The sequence below is a fragment of the Streptomyces sp. NPDC058663 genome (genome assembly GCF_042716745.1).
In the GTDB taxonomy this organism is placed as follows: domain Bacteria; phylum Actinomycetota; class Actinomycetes; order Streptomycetales; family Streptomycetaceae; genus Streptomyces.
Genome location: NZ_JBHXRV010000021.1, coordinates 41,468 through 54,842, shown reverse-complemented (window position 1 = coordinate 54,842; position 13,375 = coordinate 41,468). Strand labels below are relative to the sequence as shown.

20 protein-coding genes are annotated in these 13,375 nt (G+C 67.5%); 9 read left to right on the top strand and 11 right to left on the bottom strand.

Annotation, left to right across the window (positions count from 1 at the left end):
- Positions 1-62 precede the first annotated feature (62 nt).
- The 10 genes from ACFWVV_RS17435 to ACFWVV_RS17390 all read right to left on the bottom strand — a co-directional run bounded on the left by ACFWVV_RS17435 (position 63) and on the right by ACFWVV_RS17390 (position 5,843).
- The gene (locus tag ACFWVV_RS17435; RefSeq protein ID WP_384351073.1) at positions 63-269 is read right to left on the bottom strand and encodes an FxLD family lanthipeptide; all 207 of its coding nucleotides are present in this window, start codon (positions 267-269) and stop codon (positions 63-65) included.
- A gap of 58 nt (positions 270-327) precedes the next feature.
- Positions 328-1,548 carry a methyltransferase, FxLD system gene (gene fxlM / locus ACFWVV_RS17430; protein ID WP_384351070.1) on the bottom strand — a complete coding sequence of 407 codons (1,221 nt, stop codon included), beginning with the start codon at positions 1,546-1,548 and terminating at the stop codon, positions 328-330.
- Positions 1,549-1,719: 171 nt separating this feature from the next.
- Positions 1,720-2,169 carry a DUF6082 family protein gene (locus ACFWVV_RS17425; protein WP_384351067.1) on the bottom strand — a complete coding sequence of 150 codons (450 nt, stop codon included), beginning with the start codon at positions 2,167-2,169 and terminating at the stop codon, positions 1,720-1,722.
- Positions 2,166-2,582 (bottom strand): DUF6415 family natural product biosynthesis protein, encoded by a 417-nt coding sequence (locus ACFWVV_RS17420; RefSeq protein WP_384351064.1) that lies wholly within the window; start codon positions 2,580-2,582, stop codon positions 2,166-2,168. Before ACFWVV_RS17420 ends, ACFWVV_RS17425 begins: the two co-directional genes overlap by 4 nt.
- Entirely contained in the window at positions 2,570-3,034 is a 465-nt protein-coding gene (locus tag ACFWVV_RS17415) for a LuxR C-terminal-related transcriptional regulator (RefSeq protein ID WP_384351061.1), read from the bottom strand. Before ACFWVV_RS17415 ends, ACFWVV_RS17420 begins: the two co-directional genes overlap by 13 nt.
- A gap of 47 nt (positions 3,035-3,081) precedes the next feature.
- Complete coding sequence (locus ACFWVV_RS17410; RefSeq protein ID WP_384351059.1) at positions 3,082-3,357, bottom strand: hypothetical protein; 276 nt, start codon at positions 3,355-3,357, stop codon at positions 3,082-3,084.
- Between the two features lie 92 nt (positions 3,358-3,449).
- On the bottom strand, positions 3,450-4,151 hold the full coding sequence (locus tag ACFWVV_RS17405; protein WP_384351057.1) for a hypothetical protein: 702 nt from the start codon (positions 4,149-4,151) through the stop codon (positions 3,450-3,452).
- The gene (locus tag ACFWVV_RS17400; protein WP_384351054.1) at positions 4,148-4,642 is read right to left on the bottom strand and encodes a hypothetical protein; all 495 of its coding nucleotides are present in this window, start codon (positions 4,640-4,642) and stop codon (positions 4,148-4,150) included. Before ACFWVV_RS17400 ends, ACFWVV_RS17405 begins: the two co-directional genes overlap by 4 nt.
- Positions 4,642-5,100 carry an ATP-binding protein gene (locus ACFWVV_RS17395; RefSeq protein ID WP_384351051.1) on the bottom strand — a complete coding sequence of 153 codons (459 nt, stop codon included), beginning with the start codon at positions 5,098-5,100 and terminating at the stop codon, positions 4,642-4,644. The genes ACFWVV_RS17400 and ACFWVV_RS17395 overlap by 1 nt, the downstream gene beginning before the upstream one ends.
- The gene (locus ACFWVV_RS17390; RefSeq protein ID WP_384351049.1) at positions 5,097-5,843 is read right to left on the bottom strand and encodes a hypothetical protein; all 747 of its coding nucleotides are present in this window, start codon (positions 5,841-5,843) and stop codon (positions 5,097-5,099) included. The genes ACFWVV_RS17395 and ACFWVV_RS17390 overlap by 4 nt, the downstream gene beginning before the upstream one ends.
- Before the next feature lie 361 nt (positions 5,844-6,204).
- On the opposite strand from ACFWVV_RS17390, the gene ACFWVV_RS17385 reads away from it, so the two are divergent.
- From ACFWVV_RS17385 to ACFWVV_RS17370, 4 genes are all read left to right on the top strand, one after another.
- Positions 6,205-7,482: an XRE family transcriptional regulator gene (locus ACFWVV_RS17385; protein WP_384351046.1), complete on the top strand. Its 1,278-nt coding sequence runs from the start codon at positions 6,205-6,207 to the stop codon at positions 7,480-7,482.
- A complete protein-coding gene (locus ACFWVV_RS17380; protein WP_384351043.1) occupies positions 7,479-8,018 on the top strand; it encodes a GNAT family N-acetyltransferase in 540 nt (179 codons plus the stop codon). Before ACFWVV_RS17385 ends, ACFWVV_RS17380 begins: the two co-directional genes overlap by 4 nt.
- Positions 8,019-8,318: 300 nt before the next feature.
- The gene (locus ACFWVV_RS17375) at positions 8,319-9,710 is read left to right on the top strand and encodes a Tat pathway signal protein (protein ID WP_384351239.1); all 1,392 of its coding nucleotides are present in this window, start codon (positions 8,319-8,321) and stop codon (positions 9,708-9,710) included.
- 38 nt (positions 9,711-9,748) lie between these two features.
- A complete protein-coding gene (locus tag ACFWVV_RS17370) occupies positions 9,749-10,222 on the top strand; it encodes a TrmO family methyltransferase (protein ID WP_384351040.1) in 474 nt (157 codons plus the stop codon).
- Positions 10,223-10,245: 23 nt separating this feature from the next.
- On the opposite strand, the gene ACFWVV_RS17365 is transcribed toward ACFWVV_RS17370, so the two are convergent.
- Positions 10,246-10,719: a hypothetical protein gene (locus ACFWVV_RS17365; protein WP_384351038.1), complete on the bottom strand. Its 474-nt coding sequence runs from the start codon at positions 10,717-10,719 to the stop codon at positions 10,246-10,248.
- Between the two features lie 245 nt (positions 10,720-10,964).
- On the opposite strand from ACFWVV_RS17365, the gene ACFWVV_RS17360 reads away from it, so the two are divergent.
- Genes ACFWVV_RS17360 through ACFWVV_RS17340 form a run of 5 tightly spaced genes read left to right on the top strand, consistent with a single transcriptional unit; the run spans position 10,965 to position 13,207 of the window.
- Complete coding sequence (locus ACFWVV_RS17360; protein ID WP_384351034.1) at positions 10,965-11,591, top strand: hypothetical protein; 627 nt, start codon at positions 10,965-10,967, stop codon at positions 11,589-11,591.
- Positions 11,591-11,908, top strand: a complete 318-nt coding sequence (locus tag ACFWVV_RS17355) for a hypothetical protein (protein ID WP_384351031.1) — start codon at positions 11,591-11,593, stop codon at positions 11,906-11,908. The genes ACFWVV_RS17360 and ACFWVV_RS17355 overlap by 1 nt, the downstream gene beginning before the upstream one ends.
- A complete protein-coding gene (locus tag ACFWVV_RS17350; RefSeq protein WP_384351028.1) occupies positions 11,905-12,555 on the top strand; it encodes a hypothetical protein in 651 nt (216 codons plus the stop codon). Before ACFWVV_RS17355 ends, ACFWVV_RS17350 begins: the two co-directional genes overlap by 4 nt.
- Positions 12,552-12,809: a hypothetical protein gene (locus ACFWVV_RS17345; RefSeq protein ID WP_384351025.1), complete on the top strand. Its 258-nt coding sequence runs from the start codon at positions 12,552-12,554 to the stop codon at positions 12,807-12,809. Before ACFWVV_RS17350 ends, ACFWVV_RS17345 begins: the two co-directional genes overlap by 4 nt.
- Positions 12,797-13,207, top strand: coding sequence for a hypothetical protein (locus tag ACFWVV_RS17340; protein WP_384351022.1), 411 nt, complete (start codon positions 12,797-12,799; stop codon positions 13,205-13,207). Before ACFWVV_RS17345 ends, ACFWVV_RS17340 begins: the two co-directional genes overlap by 13 nt.
- The last annotated feature ends 168 nt before the right edge of the window (positions 13,208-13,375 follow it).

Sequence of the window (13,375 nt, the reverse complement as noted above, 5' to 3'; positions counted from 1 at the left end):
GACGGGGTACTGCCGGGGTGGCAGCCAGAACGGGCTGCCACCCCGGCGGACGCGGGGGTGCGTCAGGCGGCGTCCTCGATGGAGGACACGCAGGCGCTGGCCCCGTTGGCGCAGGTGTCACCGCAGCCGTCGCTGGTGGGGCAGTTGAAGGCGTAGACCGGGCTCTCGGAGATCACGATCTGGACGTCGAGCTGGAAGTCCTCGTCGGAGAGGTCCCCTCCCGGCAGTTCAACCAGGCCGGTGGGGCGGTCGAGTATGGAGGTCGTCATGTGATCACGTTCCCTGTGAGATGGAATGGTGCAGGACTACCTGGCCAGCGGTCGTGTACTAGACGGTCGGCCAGGAGACTGAGATCCGGCTGTGCTTCTTGTCGATGATCCGGCCGCCGGAGATTCGGTCATCGTGAGTGCCCGCCGGGTAGATCGCGATGTGCGGGTCAGGGGCGTCCCGGTAGTCCTTGCCCCAGGTGCGGAGGGCGGTGGTCAGGCGCTCGGCGAAGCCCTCTCCGTCGGGGCCGAAGGTGTGGACGCCGAATTCCGCGGTCTTCGCCTTCTCGTCGCGGCGCACCACGAGGTAGCCAAAGTTCGGGCCGTCGATGGCGACCATCGAGAAGGGGAGGTCGGTCGGGCCGATAGCGCCGGTGGCGAGTTCGGCGTCGATGGACATGCCGCAGTACGTCGGGACGTGCGTCGCCAGGTACATCTGAAGCGTGCCGATAGGCTCGCCGCTGGCGACCACCACGTCTGTCCACTTCTCGACACGGGGGGTGTCCAGTACCCCCGTCAGCAGCGACGGGTCGGCGGGCAGGCCCTCGTCGAAGACCAGGGTGACGCCCTTGTCGCCCGGCAGCTGCATCCTCTGCTGGAGGTGTTCACCGGCACCCTGTACCGCCACGAAGCCGCACGCGTGTGCGCTGGTGGAGACGAGGTGATCGTCCTCCCGGACGAACCCGTACGTGCGGGTCAGCCCGTTGATGCGGAGCGGTACGACGAGCTTGCCGTCCGCCTTGAGCTGGTCGACCCAGGCGGCAGGGATGTCCCAGGCGCCGACGGTCACCTCGATCGCGTCGTACGGAGCGTGCTTGGGATACCCGTCTTCGGCGTCAGCGACGACGACGTTCACGTTCGGGTATCCGGCCTCGGTCAGGAACTGCTCGGCGCGAGCCGCCGCCTTGGGGTCAATGTCGAGCGTTGTGACCTGACCCGTGGGGCCGACCAGTTCGGCGAGGTAGGCCGCGTTCGGCCCGTTGGTGCCGATCTCCAGCACGTTGTCGCCCGGCCGGATGCCGGCTTGCTCCATCTGCATCGCCTGGATCTGCGGGGCCGATACCGAGCTGGTGTCGTTGCCGTGCTCGTCCTTCTGAGTGACCACCGCGTTGAACGTGTTGTACGCGTCATCGAGCGACGCTTCCGGCACGGCCAGGTGCCGGGGCACCTTACGCATGGCGGCCTCGACTCCGGCCGACACGATTGTGCCGCGCTCCTTCAACGTGTCGACGACCTTGTTGCGCAGCTCGGCCGCGCGGTTCTCGTCGGGCAGTTTGGTCATGTGCTGGTCTCCTAGTGGTGCGTGTACGCGAAGCCGTGAAGATGGCGGCTCAGGGGATTCTGGGGGCACTGCGCTAGGTCTGTGCGTTCCCCCGCCCAACGGCATTCCCGAGCCGTCCGGTGCGGGGCGGGGGCGCGCGGGAGGGGGCCGCTTGCCTGGGGTGGAGGCAGGTCATGTGGCGGATTTGGCCTTCTCGTCGGCGGCGCCGTACTCGTCGTTGAAGATCGCGTTGAAGGAGCGGTCCTTGGTGTTCACCGCCTCCTCCTCACGGAGGGTGATTCCGTACCTCGCCCAGTAAGCGCGGACGCACGGGCGCCGCATCACCCAGTTCGCCTGGACCCGCAACGCCTTCTTGTCGAGCAGGCCGGCTTGATACTTCGCGGAGAGGAAAGCGAGGAGGCGGTTGGTGTGGATCGACTGCCTGAACTCCTCGCTGCCCAACTCCTCGCCGTCGGCAGCCCACTGGGCAAGCGTCTGCGAATCGGAAGCGGTGTCGGAGATCCACTGCTGGTGGATTCCCGCGGCATCGAGTGCGAGGCGCTGCCGGTGCTGCCTCTCACTGAGTAGGAGTTGAGCGGCTCCGAGCGCGGCGAGGACGAAAAGAGCGTGAGCGGGTTTCATTTCGAAGCGCCCTTCGTGGTGACGTGACGGTGCGCGTGCTGTGTGACGCGCGCGTGTTCGTCGTTGACCTGGTCGATGGAGCGGAGCAGAGCTTGGGTGAGGCGGGCGAGGTTCTGCGCACGGTGTGCGGCTGCCAGCGGGCCGGGGGGTGGAGGCGAGAGGTGGAGTCGCCGGCTGGCCTCGTTGAGGGTGGCCTGTGCGCCATTCCCGGCCTGAGAGCTGGCGCGGATGTTGAGACACAGGGTGCCCAGGTCGTCGGCCAGGACCTTGCCGTACGTGGTGAACTGTTCGACCAGAACCAAGGACGACGCAGGTTCCGGGAGCTCGGGGCCTTGCAGGTCCCATGCGAGTACTTCTTCAACGAGGGCCAGGACCTCAACCTTGTCCGGGACAACAGGAGTCAGCGCAGCCATGCCAGCACCTGCTCCGTGGTCAGGACCTGGTACGCCCACGCGCGGGTGATGACATGTGCACGGTTTCGGGCGCGCAGGTTCCGCAGGAGGTCGCGACCGTCGCGGCGGACGATCTCGACCGGCCGCTTCAGCGTGGTCGCCATCTGAGCCGCAGCCATCCCCTGTCCGATCAACGGCACGAGGTCGCGCTGTTCGCGTGGCAGGAAGAGACCTTCGGGGTCGAGCGGTTCCGGCCGCTCAATGGCTTCGCTGGCATAGGCCGCGGCGAGTGCTTCCGCGGTCTCGCTCGCGCCGTACAGCTTGCGCCGGGCGAGCTGCAGGTACCCCGAGGCGGTGCTCTCTCGCAGTTTCAGGTTGAGGGCAACCGCGGCGATCGTGCTGCCGTCGGCCAAGCCCTGGAGGACGTCCCGTTCTCTGGAGGTCAGCTCAATTCTCGCTACGGTCGTCGTCATCTTTTCTCCTTGACGGTGGGATTTGCTCGGGGTGAGCAGGACGAGGTCTAGGTCAGGTAGAGCGTGATTACGACGGCGACGGCCAACCACATCGCGCCGAGGTAGAGGCAGAGGTTGCGCACCAGCGCCGGGTTGTCTTGCCGGCGCATCGCCTGCAGTGCAGCGAATCCCGTCCGGCCTTCCGCCTGCGCCCGGAACCCCAGGAAGGAGACGGTCAGGATCGACAGACGGGCAGGTTGCTGCGATTCCCCGGCGAAGGTGAAGGTCCCCAAGGGGTGCTGCTCGGCGTCAGGGCGGGGGCCCGGGTATTCGAAGTCAGGCAAGGTCATCAACCTTCGGAGCGTCGTGGGGCGGCGTGCGGGGATTTGTCCGTCCGGCGGGCCAGGCTCGGGGCAACCGGCCGGCCGGACGGGGTCTAGGTCGCGGAGCGGGCAGCGAGGTCATGGAGACCAACGGGGGTGCATCCGTGGAGGGTGGATATATCGCGCGTTGCGAGAGTCCAGTGGATCGACGGGTTCTCGTAGGCCACCGAGGTGAGTCCGTCCTTGGCCTTGGAGTAGAGGGGGCGCAGAGACTTCGGATCATGGACGAACCCCGACACTCCCCAGGGCTGCACCCGCTTCACCAGCGCGGCGAGGTGGCCCGTGCGCAGATGCGGGCAGTCCCGGACGGACTCAAGAGCGCACGCCGCGTGGACGGGGGGAGTGGCGGTCAGCTCGCCTTCGCCGAGTTGGCGCCCCTGCCCGGCCCGGACGAGGAACAGAAACCGCTCGCCCCACCGCTCGAAGTCGACGTCGAAGGTCGACTCTCCGCAGACCTGGCACAGCAGATGCGACATCGCCTGCCGTTGGCGGAGCGGGTGCACAGCCGCCATGTCAGGCGTACCCGCGCCGCGCACTGCCGAGTGCCTGACCCACAAGGTGCCGTGGCGCCGGTCGACTGAGGACTCGTCGGCGTACCCGATACGCAGGCCGTGCCGCCACGACCTCTTGACGACCCGGCCCGGGTATACCTTCTCGGTGCTCCAGGGGGCGATGAAGGGGACGCGCAGGTTGTGCCAGTAGAACTGTCGACGGCTGCGGGATGCGGTGGTTCCTGCCGGGGGAGTGTGGGTCACGTGTCGTCCCCCATCAGGTCAAGGACCGCGAGCAGGGCGAGTGCGTACCGGCGCAGGTACGGCAGGAACTGGTCGGGAGCGGGGCGTTCATCGCGCAGGGCGCTGAGGAGACGTAATTCCTCGGTGGGGTACCAGGCGATGCGGTGTGGGGCAGCTTGGATGAACTGGGCCGTGGCCGCACGGAACCGGGCAGCAATCCGTGCTGCTTCGTCGCCGGTCAGGGGTGGGGGTGCCGTGTGCTGCGGCCGTCGCAAACGCGGGAAGCCGCAACGGGTCAGGAAGCCGTCGCCTCGGTGACGGCCCGAGGCTGCGGGCCCGGGGAAGGGCGGGTCCATGAGGACTGTGTCGAGGAGGTCGACCAGCTCCTCACTGACGGCTTCGCGCGCGAGAGCGCGAGAGAGGGAGAAGACGATTCTCCGCATGGCCGTCTCGTGGTCCGAGACCGGCTGACCCAACAACTCAGCCGCGGTGGCGTTGTCGACAGCGACCATCACGGCCTCCCGGCAGGCATGGTGAACTCGCACCACGTGGTCTTGCCGTCCTCGCTGACACCCCAGTCCTCCGCGAAGGCCGCGATGAGAAACACGCCCCGCCCCGAGTCCTCGTCGTCATCGGCGCAGCGCAGAACGGCCGGCGACGGGTTCTCATCCGTGACCTCCACACGTAGCTGCCCGCCGATGTACCCCACCCGGAGGCCGATGGCTCGGCCGTCTGCGCCGTGCTCGACTGCGTTGGTGATCAACTCGGATACGACGAGCACGATGTCGCCTGCCTGCGGTTCGGCCACCTTCCACATCCGCAGGTGTGCACGCGTGATCTTGCGCATCTGCCCGACGCGGACGGCGTCCGGAACCTTCGGGTTGCTCAGGGTGAAGGACGTTCCGAATGCGCGCGCGGTCTGGGGCGGCGTCCGGGCATCGGACGGAGCTACGGCTGTGGCGGGGGTCATCGGGAGCCTCCCGGGTCGGGGATGCGGCAGGGCGTTCGGCGCGTGTGGAAGGCTGCAGACGGGAGCGTGACCGTCTCGGGCCTCATGGATTCCGGTGTGACCAGGGCGACGAACCCACCGTGCTGCTCGACCATGCGGAGACTGTGCCGATACTCAGCCACGTGCTGGCTGATGGCTGTGTGGGCCAGCGCGACGACTCCGTCGGCGTGCCCGGCCCGGATCAGGTGCAGCACCCAGCGCCAGCCGGGGCGGTGCAGGGGGGACACCGTGCTGAGACGGTCCGTGATGCAGCGCTCGGGCCCTGTCCGCCACTCTTGGTCAGTGGCGTACGTACGGGACGCTGCGAAGGAAGGAGCCGGTCGGCCCTGGCTGACCGAGTACAGGCACACGCGCGGGGTACGGCCGCGGGCTTCGAGCTGTGCGAGACGCCGGCTCAGGACTTCGCGGCGCTCGATCCCGGTCCTTACGAGATGGTCAGGTGCGATACGGACCTTCTGCGGGTTCCACCGCTCGGCGGATCGCCGCTCGACGTCCATCCAGTCGAGCGTGGTGCTCTGCTGGGATGGGGCCGGGACGGGGGCCAGGGTCTGCGGCGGCGGGTACAGCGGGCACTGGAACAGAAATGCCGCTCTGTCCAGGAACTCCGTCAGTTCGTCGGCGAGGGGGAGCGGCATCGCCGCCTTCCCCGGCAGAACACAGGACCTCTGCTGCTGGTCGACGCTGGTCGGCCGCACGGTTCTCATGGAGCTTGTTGTGCCAGAGGAGGCGTTCATTGGGGGGCTCCCGCTCGTCGAGTGTCTGGCCTACAAGAGCGAACCGCCAATCCGCAGTGCCCGGAATGGGGTCAAGGACTCGGGGGTGGTCAAGGTGGTCAAAGATCGTGTGCGGGGATCGGTCAAGTCCTCCCGGACGGCGCCGCAGTGTAGGTATCCGACTGGCGTCGCCCTGCGGACACCGCACGCCATCCGGCGCCGCACGAACTAGGTAACTCCGCTTGCGGACGGGCTGGTTAGGGGTTGCCGTTCGTTGCCGCGATGGACCACCTAGGGGCTTTTGGCAATTCCTTTACCTCACCATGCGTGGTCATCGGTCTACTCTGCGGTCATGAACGCCGCGCGCAATATGGCCCTTGAAGCGTGGATGGACGAGCACCAGTACAGCGCCAACGGCCTTGCCAAAGAAGCAAATACAGCCCTGGAGCACCTCACCGGGAAGCCTGGCACCTACGACGGACGTCAGGTCAGGGAGTGGCGCTCCGGACGGGTCCGATGGCCCAACGCGGCAACGCGAACGGTCCTGGAGCACCTCTCAGGGCGGTCTGCCACCGACTTAGGGTTCGTGCCACGGGGCAGGACTTCGCCCACGGCAGCCTCACCGCAGGAGGACCCCATGCTTCGCCGCACCCTCGTCGCCGGCTCGATCTCGACGGTCGTGGCTGCCGCCGCCCCAGGCGCCTCGTCAACACGCAAGATCGGCATGGCCGACGTCGAGCGGTTGCACGAAAAGTTCGCCGCCGTGGTCGCCAGCGACCACAAGCGCGGCGGCCAGCCTGACATTGAGAACCGTGCGGCAGTCCTCGCCGACAAGGCCCTCAACCTCCAGAACGCCGGCAGCGCCTCTCAACGCGTACGCAGTCACCTCTACGCCACTGCAGCCAGCTTCAGATCCTCGGCCATGTGGGCTGCCATCGACGGCCGCCGCTTCCAGGACGCCATCGCACACATGCGTGAAGCCCAGACTCTGGCTGAACTCTCGGGTGACCAAGCAATCAAGTTCCGCATCTGGTCTCACGCGGGGAGCCTCTACCGGCACCTGGGTCGCCCGGCCGATGCCCGCGCCGCGAACGACGTCGCACGCAACCTGCACATCACCCGCCGTGACCCGATGTTCGCCTCTCTCGGCATGGCGCGCCAGATGGCCATCCAGGGCATCGCGCACGAGCGCAACGGCTTGCCTCGAACCTTCGACCAGGCGCGAGAGGCCATGGTCCGAGCTGACCCAGACGCCTTCCGCCCCGTCTGGCTTCTGGCCTTCTACGACGAAGCGGAACTGCATTCGCTCGCCCTCACGGCCCACCTCTCGGCTGGCGACTGGTCCACCGCCGAATACCACGCCCACCAGTGCCTCGCCGCGCTCAAGCCGCACATGCTCCGCTCACGCGCGATTGCTACCAGCCGACTCGCCCAAGCCCAACTCGCGCAGAGAGACGTCGACACCGCGACTCAGACCGCGATGGAAGTTTCGCCAGAGGCGGCTACCCAACATGCCCGCGTATCGCGCATGCTTCAGGAATTCGGCGCCGCCCTGCGTGCCACCGCACCGGGCAGCGTCAGCGCACGCACCTGGACCGAGCACACCGCCGCCTGGAGGACAAAAGCATGACCTCGGCACCCACCATCGAACTCCGATCGTTCACCGACCTGGATGCCGCCCGCGGCGACCTACTCGACGTCTACGCCGAAGTGCGCGCACCGCTACTGCACCTCGCGAACTACGCGATCACCTCATTCGGAGAGCGCCTGGACCGTCACGGCTGTGAACCAGGCTTCCAGGCGGTCCTCGCCTACGAAGGAAACCATCCCGTGGGCTACGCCTACGGAAACAAGATCGAAGACGGAGACCGCTACTGGCAGCGCACCAGCCCGACGCCCAGCGAGAAGTACACAGCGCAGCCGACGTTGGCGCTCAAGGAGATCGGGGTGCGCCCCAACTGGCGAGGCACGGGAATTGCGCGTCGCATTCACGACGGGCTCCTCGCCGGTCGCGATGAGCCGTACGTGACGCTCATGGTCAACGAGGCGGTCGGTGACGGGAAGGTGCATGCCTTGTACCGATCATGGGGGTACACGAATCTTGGACACAGCCAGCCCTCACCGGCTTCTCCGCGTCTCACGGTGATGATTCGCCCGACCAGCTGACCTAATCGACACCAGCGATCGGAGGAGGCATGGGCCCAAGCGTCACGAGGCAGATTGACCTACGCCACGGAAGGCCGGCGAACAGCAGCCCTTCGCCGACTCTCCGGTATACGCAGTGATGGTCAAAGACCTGCACCCATAAGCGTTGATGGCTGACCCGGCCAGGGTGAAAATCCGCCATCTCCTTTACGTCGGAGGGTGGTTGCGCCCTACGTTGGATCTGTGCCCGTCCCCGAGCTGCTTCCAGGGACGGGCCCGGTCAACGTGGTCAAAGATCATTTTCAATGGCGGGGGCGCAACATGGCGCGCGAGAGAAACGAGCAGTTAGCGGCGCTCCTCCTGGAAGCTGGCTGGTCACGGGCGCAAGCAGCCGCCGCGTACAACCGAGTCGCCGTCGAGACGCTGAACGGCGAGGTACGAGAGAACTCCAGGGTCGGCCGCTCCCACGTGAGCATGTGGGTCGGAGGAGTCCAGCCGTCGGGAATCGCGCCAGTTATCTTGTGTCAGGCGCTGTCCCGTCGTCTGAAGCGTGAGATCACGCCACAAGAAATCGGGTTCGCAGCTTCCACCTCACCGGCGCAGGGAGCGCTGGACTGGCGCGTCGACCCGTTGATCGCGCTGAACGATCTGGGGAGTGGCGTGGACACGGACCGACGTCGGCTGCTGGTGGGCGGGGTGTACTCGGCAGGGGCCTTGATTCTGCCGGACGAGTCCTGGTGGGAAAGGATGGCCCGGCCGCCGGCCGACGAGCCGCCCGCAGGTAAACGCGTTGGCCGTGGAGACGTCGAGACCGTACGGGAACTGACCCAGGCGTTCTCACGCATGGACCAGCGGCGCGGAGGCGGCCACGGCCGACGAGCCGTCGACGTGTATCTGAGACACGAAGCTCACGACTTCCTCCGCGGCCGGTTCACCAACGACAACATCCGGCGCGAGATGTTTTCCGCCACCGCCGAACTCGCCTACGTATCCGGCTGGATGGCTTTCGACTCCGGCGAGCACGCGGTCGCGCTCCAGCGCTTCAACACCGCGGTGAAGCTGGCCGCCCGATCCGGTGACGCTCCCCTGAGCGGACACATCCTGCGTGCCATGGCGCACCAAGCGCTCGATATGGGCTTCCGCCGCGAAGCCCTCCAGATCGCGAAGGCGTCGATTCACGGCGAACGGTACACAGCCGCCACCCCCCGGGAACAAGCGCTCCTCGGCGTGGTGCACGCACGCGCCCTCGCCGCGAACGACCATAAGCACGATGCCGCACGGGCCCTGGTCCGCGCCGAGGACGACCTGTCGAAGGCACACGACGGGATCAGGGAGCCGGACCGAACGTTCTTCTTCGGCGAGGCGTCCCTGGCACACGAGACCGCATGCACTTTGCGGGACCTCGGTGATCATCAGCGGGCGGTCAAGGAGTTCCGGCGTTCCGTACGAACGCGAGGGGCTGCCTTTCGCCGTACGCACGCGGTCACCCTCGGATATTGGGGTGCCACCCAGATCGCCCAAGGCGGCGTAGAGGAAGCGTGCGCGACGTGGGGCGACCTCCTGGACGCGATGGAGGGCGGAATCTACTCCGGTCGAGCCCGGCAGGCGGTCGTGGACATGAGGGGCCTGCTGTCGCCCTACCGCAGACGCGGCATTCCCGCCGTCGGTTCCCTCGACGCACGCGCAGCCTCCTACCTGTCACAAGTAGATTGATCACCCGCGCTGTTGAGGACAACTGGAAGGGTTCGGACATGGCTCTGGAGATCAAGCCGATCGGGGAAGTCATCCTGGGGCGAACCGAGGTCGCCGATGACTACTGGGGCGGCATCGAGTCAGTGATCAGCCTCGATGCGAAGGAGTTCCCCGCCGACTCCGTGCAGGGGCTGGAGGACTTCTCCCACCTGGTAGTCCTCTGGCACTTCAACCAGGCTTCACCCTCGGACGTCGAGTACCACGCCCGGAGCCCGCGGGGGAATTCTCAGTGGCCGGAGACGGGCACCTTCGCGCACCGAAACCACCGGCGGCCCAACCAGCTCGCGCAGAGCTTCCCGCGACTGCTCAAGGTTGACGGCCTCCAGCTGCACGTGCTCGACCTGGATGCCGTGGTCGGCACGAAAATCTACGACCTCTCGCCGTACTTCGAGGAGATGGGGCCACGCGGCGCCGTCCACGAGCCTGCGTGGCCCGGCGAGATGCTGATGGATTACTGGGCTGAGAAGAGCTAACCGCTCTTCGGCGCCGCGCGTATTCAGGGCTTAGTCGGCGATGCTTCCGGGAATCGTGCTGCCTCGTCCTTGGAGTCGCTGGAGGGCGACCTGTACTGATCAGGGCCAGGCGGCACGGACGAACCGTGCTTCTGACGGAGGACGACTTCCACGGCTTCGCTCTTCAACGGTGCGCCGGCCTTCCGGCGGGCGCTCCGGTACGTCAGCGCCCAGCCGCTTTCGTAGGCGAGTTCACCCTCTTCGTCGGTGTCCACCCGCCACCACAACCAGCCGATCGGTGACTCTCTTTCAGGGGTTCTCGGCGGCGCGAAGGCTCGCACCTGCACGCCTTCGAGAGATCGACCAAACGCCTCCACGGATATCTTGACGCCCGGGAGCGCCATCAAATCCCGACGTGTGGACTCCTGTTGCTCCTGACGGATTCCCCTAGCCACGTGCCACAACCAGCACGCCACGGCTGCTGTTCCCGACGCTATGACTACGTTCCAAACGTCCATCTCGCCCTCCCGCTGTGCCTCTCACTGAAGCGGTGAGTCTGCCACCGTACGAAGCTCACCGAGCGGAAAGTCGAGATCGTCGGCCGTAACCTCCCTGGCCGAGCGCGGGCCGCCGTGTGCTGCGGGCGGCGGCCTGGCGGCGGGGCACCGCAGGCAGGCCGCGCGAGGTGTAACAGATTTCGCGATCCGACGTAAGGGGTCGTGAGGGCTTGGCCCTCTGCCACCTACCAAGGAGATGCCCCTCCGTGAGTACCACCTTCGCCATGCCCGCGGCCGTGCTCCCAGCCGTCGCCGCATTCGCCCGCGGCGGCGATCACATCGACCCTGAAGTCTTGGACATCCACCTGGTCGAAGTCGCTGACAAGGCGTCCTGCTCCCTCTTGCGCGACCGCTTCCGTCAGGACTTCCCGCTCGCCGCGTACCACGAGCTGCTGTCCACCGTGGCGGCGCTACGCGCGGTCCTTGGGTTCACCCCCACGCCCACCGGGCGGGAGGTGATGGACTGGCAGGACCGGCAGCGCACCGTCTACGCGGACGCCGTACGGGGCCCAAAGGCGCAGTACCCCGTGTACTTCGCGGACGGCCCGTACCGGGGTGTGGAGATGACGTTCGACGGGCCCGCGGAGGCGTACCCGAGTGCAGACGATCCCCTTGGGCACCTCGCTGACGGATGGATCGCTGGGCCGCCCGCCTTCCTCCCGCTGCCCATCGCGTGGGGCGACAGCGCATCGGCTCTCGGCTCTGTCCGGTACAAGCGCGGCTACGCCCCGGACTCCGAGGGCCGGTGGCCGTTCCGTCTGAGAACTGACGACCAGGCTCCGCCGGAGGGCGCCCGCCCGTCCATCACCGTGCCGGCCGTGGAGGAAAGCTGATGTTCACCACGTTCGCCGACTGGGCAGCCGAAGCCGCCGTCGCCCCGTACGAGGAGCCGGTCTACATCCGCCTCCAGCCCAAGGCCGCCGAGGACCTGGCACTCGCGGCCGGGTTCCCGATCTACCCGCCGCCGCTGCCGGATACCGCGGTCAAGGTCCGCACCGAGGTGCCCTGCCCGGCCTGCGGCCAAGGGAGCATCGCGCGGACCTGGCGCGTGGAGAGGCGTGTGCTGCTCGCCGGGGCCGGATGCCGGAGAAGGCACGTCTTCGTGATGGCGCCGCCGCTGCCGATCTTGCGGAAGGAAAACGAGGCGTGACCGCGCTGGCGATCGAGACTACGGGCCCCGTGTGGGCCGGGCGGCTGATCGTGCGCGCCGCGGGCCGTCTGGCGCTGCACGTCGCAGTCGAGGACGTCGCCGCGCCTGCCGCGACGATGTTCACCATCCCGCTGGAGTGCCGGCCGGCCGTCGAGTCGGCGCCGGGCGTCCGGCCCTGGAACGGCCCGGTCGACGAGGAACGGCTGTGCACGGCTTGTCTGCGGGTGTTGCGCGGCGAGCCCGCCCCCCTCCGGCCGCTGCCCGGCAGTGCGGCCGGGGCGGCGCCGGAGCCGCCCGCAGAACAGGGCGGACGCCGCCTCTGGGCTGTCCCGGCCCCTCCCACGTACACCGTGCCGAATCTGCCGGCCGAGTACGGCGGGCGCCCGATTCGATGGTCGGAGTGGGTGGAAGCGCCGAAGCTCTCACACCACCCGTCAGCATGCGACTGGTGCGGGGACGCCGGGCCGTACGTGATGATGGGCGGTCGTCAGGGCAACCCGCTGGCGAAGGACAACCCGCTGCGCTGGTTCGTCGCCTACCGCTGCTCGTACTGCCAGGAGATGCGCGTGTACGAGCAGCGAGGATCGGCCGACCTGGCGCTGATCGCACACTTCAAGCCCAAATCCCCGCAGGGAGCCCGTACATGAGCACCAGCACCGAGCCGTCCGCGAAGCTGCTGAAGCAGATCGCACTGATCGCGTGCGGCCGACGCGAGAACAAGGCGCACTCGTGTGGGGCGTGCGCCAGCAAGGCTCCGGCCCTGCTGCGTATCGCCTCCACGGGCGCCTTGAACGCCCTCGCGGCAGCCATCTGCGGTGCTCAGCACAGCACGTGTCAGGACTGCCGTCACAAAGCCAGGACGATCATCGACGAGACGATGGAGACGCCGTGTACCGCATGAAGGGTGAGATCGGTCCGCAGTCGTTGCGAACCCGCTTCATGGGGGAGCTTCTGCCGCTGGAAGGCTGGCTCAGCATCGAACTCCACTGTCATCTTGACGGGGTCGGTCCCTCCGAGCGGCACCCCGACTTGGCGCAGGTCCTCGTGTCGATTCCCCCGCCCGAAGGGCTCGGATGTGCGGACGAGCGGGTGGAAGCGCTCGCCGACTACATCAGCCGCACCATGGAGCTGGGCGCCGGCATCGAGGAGACGGAGCGCGAGTACCCGGCGAAGGCCGCCGCGTACCAGCACCTCGCCGAGGTCTTGGTGCCGTGGCTGGTGGCCGCCCCGAAGCGGGAGCTGAAGGAAGCGTGGGACCGAGGGTACGAGGCGGCATCAGCACGGCTCAGCACCACATGAATCAGCCCCTCGCGCTACAGTGATCATCTAACTGAATACGGGCCCAGGGCCCACCTCCTTGGCGGAGAGCAACCGCCGAAGACCCGAACCGAAAGGCCACCGCGATGTTCTCGCGTACCCTCCTTGTCGCCTTCCGCAGGTGACGTGACGTGCCCCGACCAGGGGATT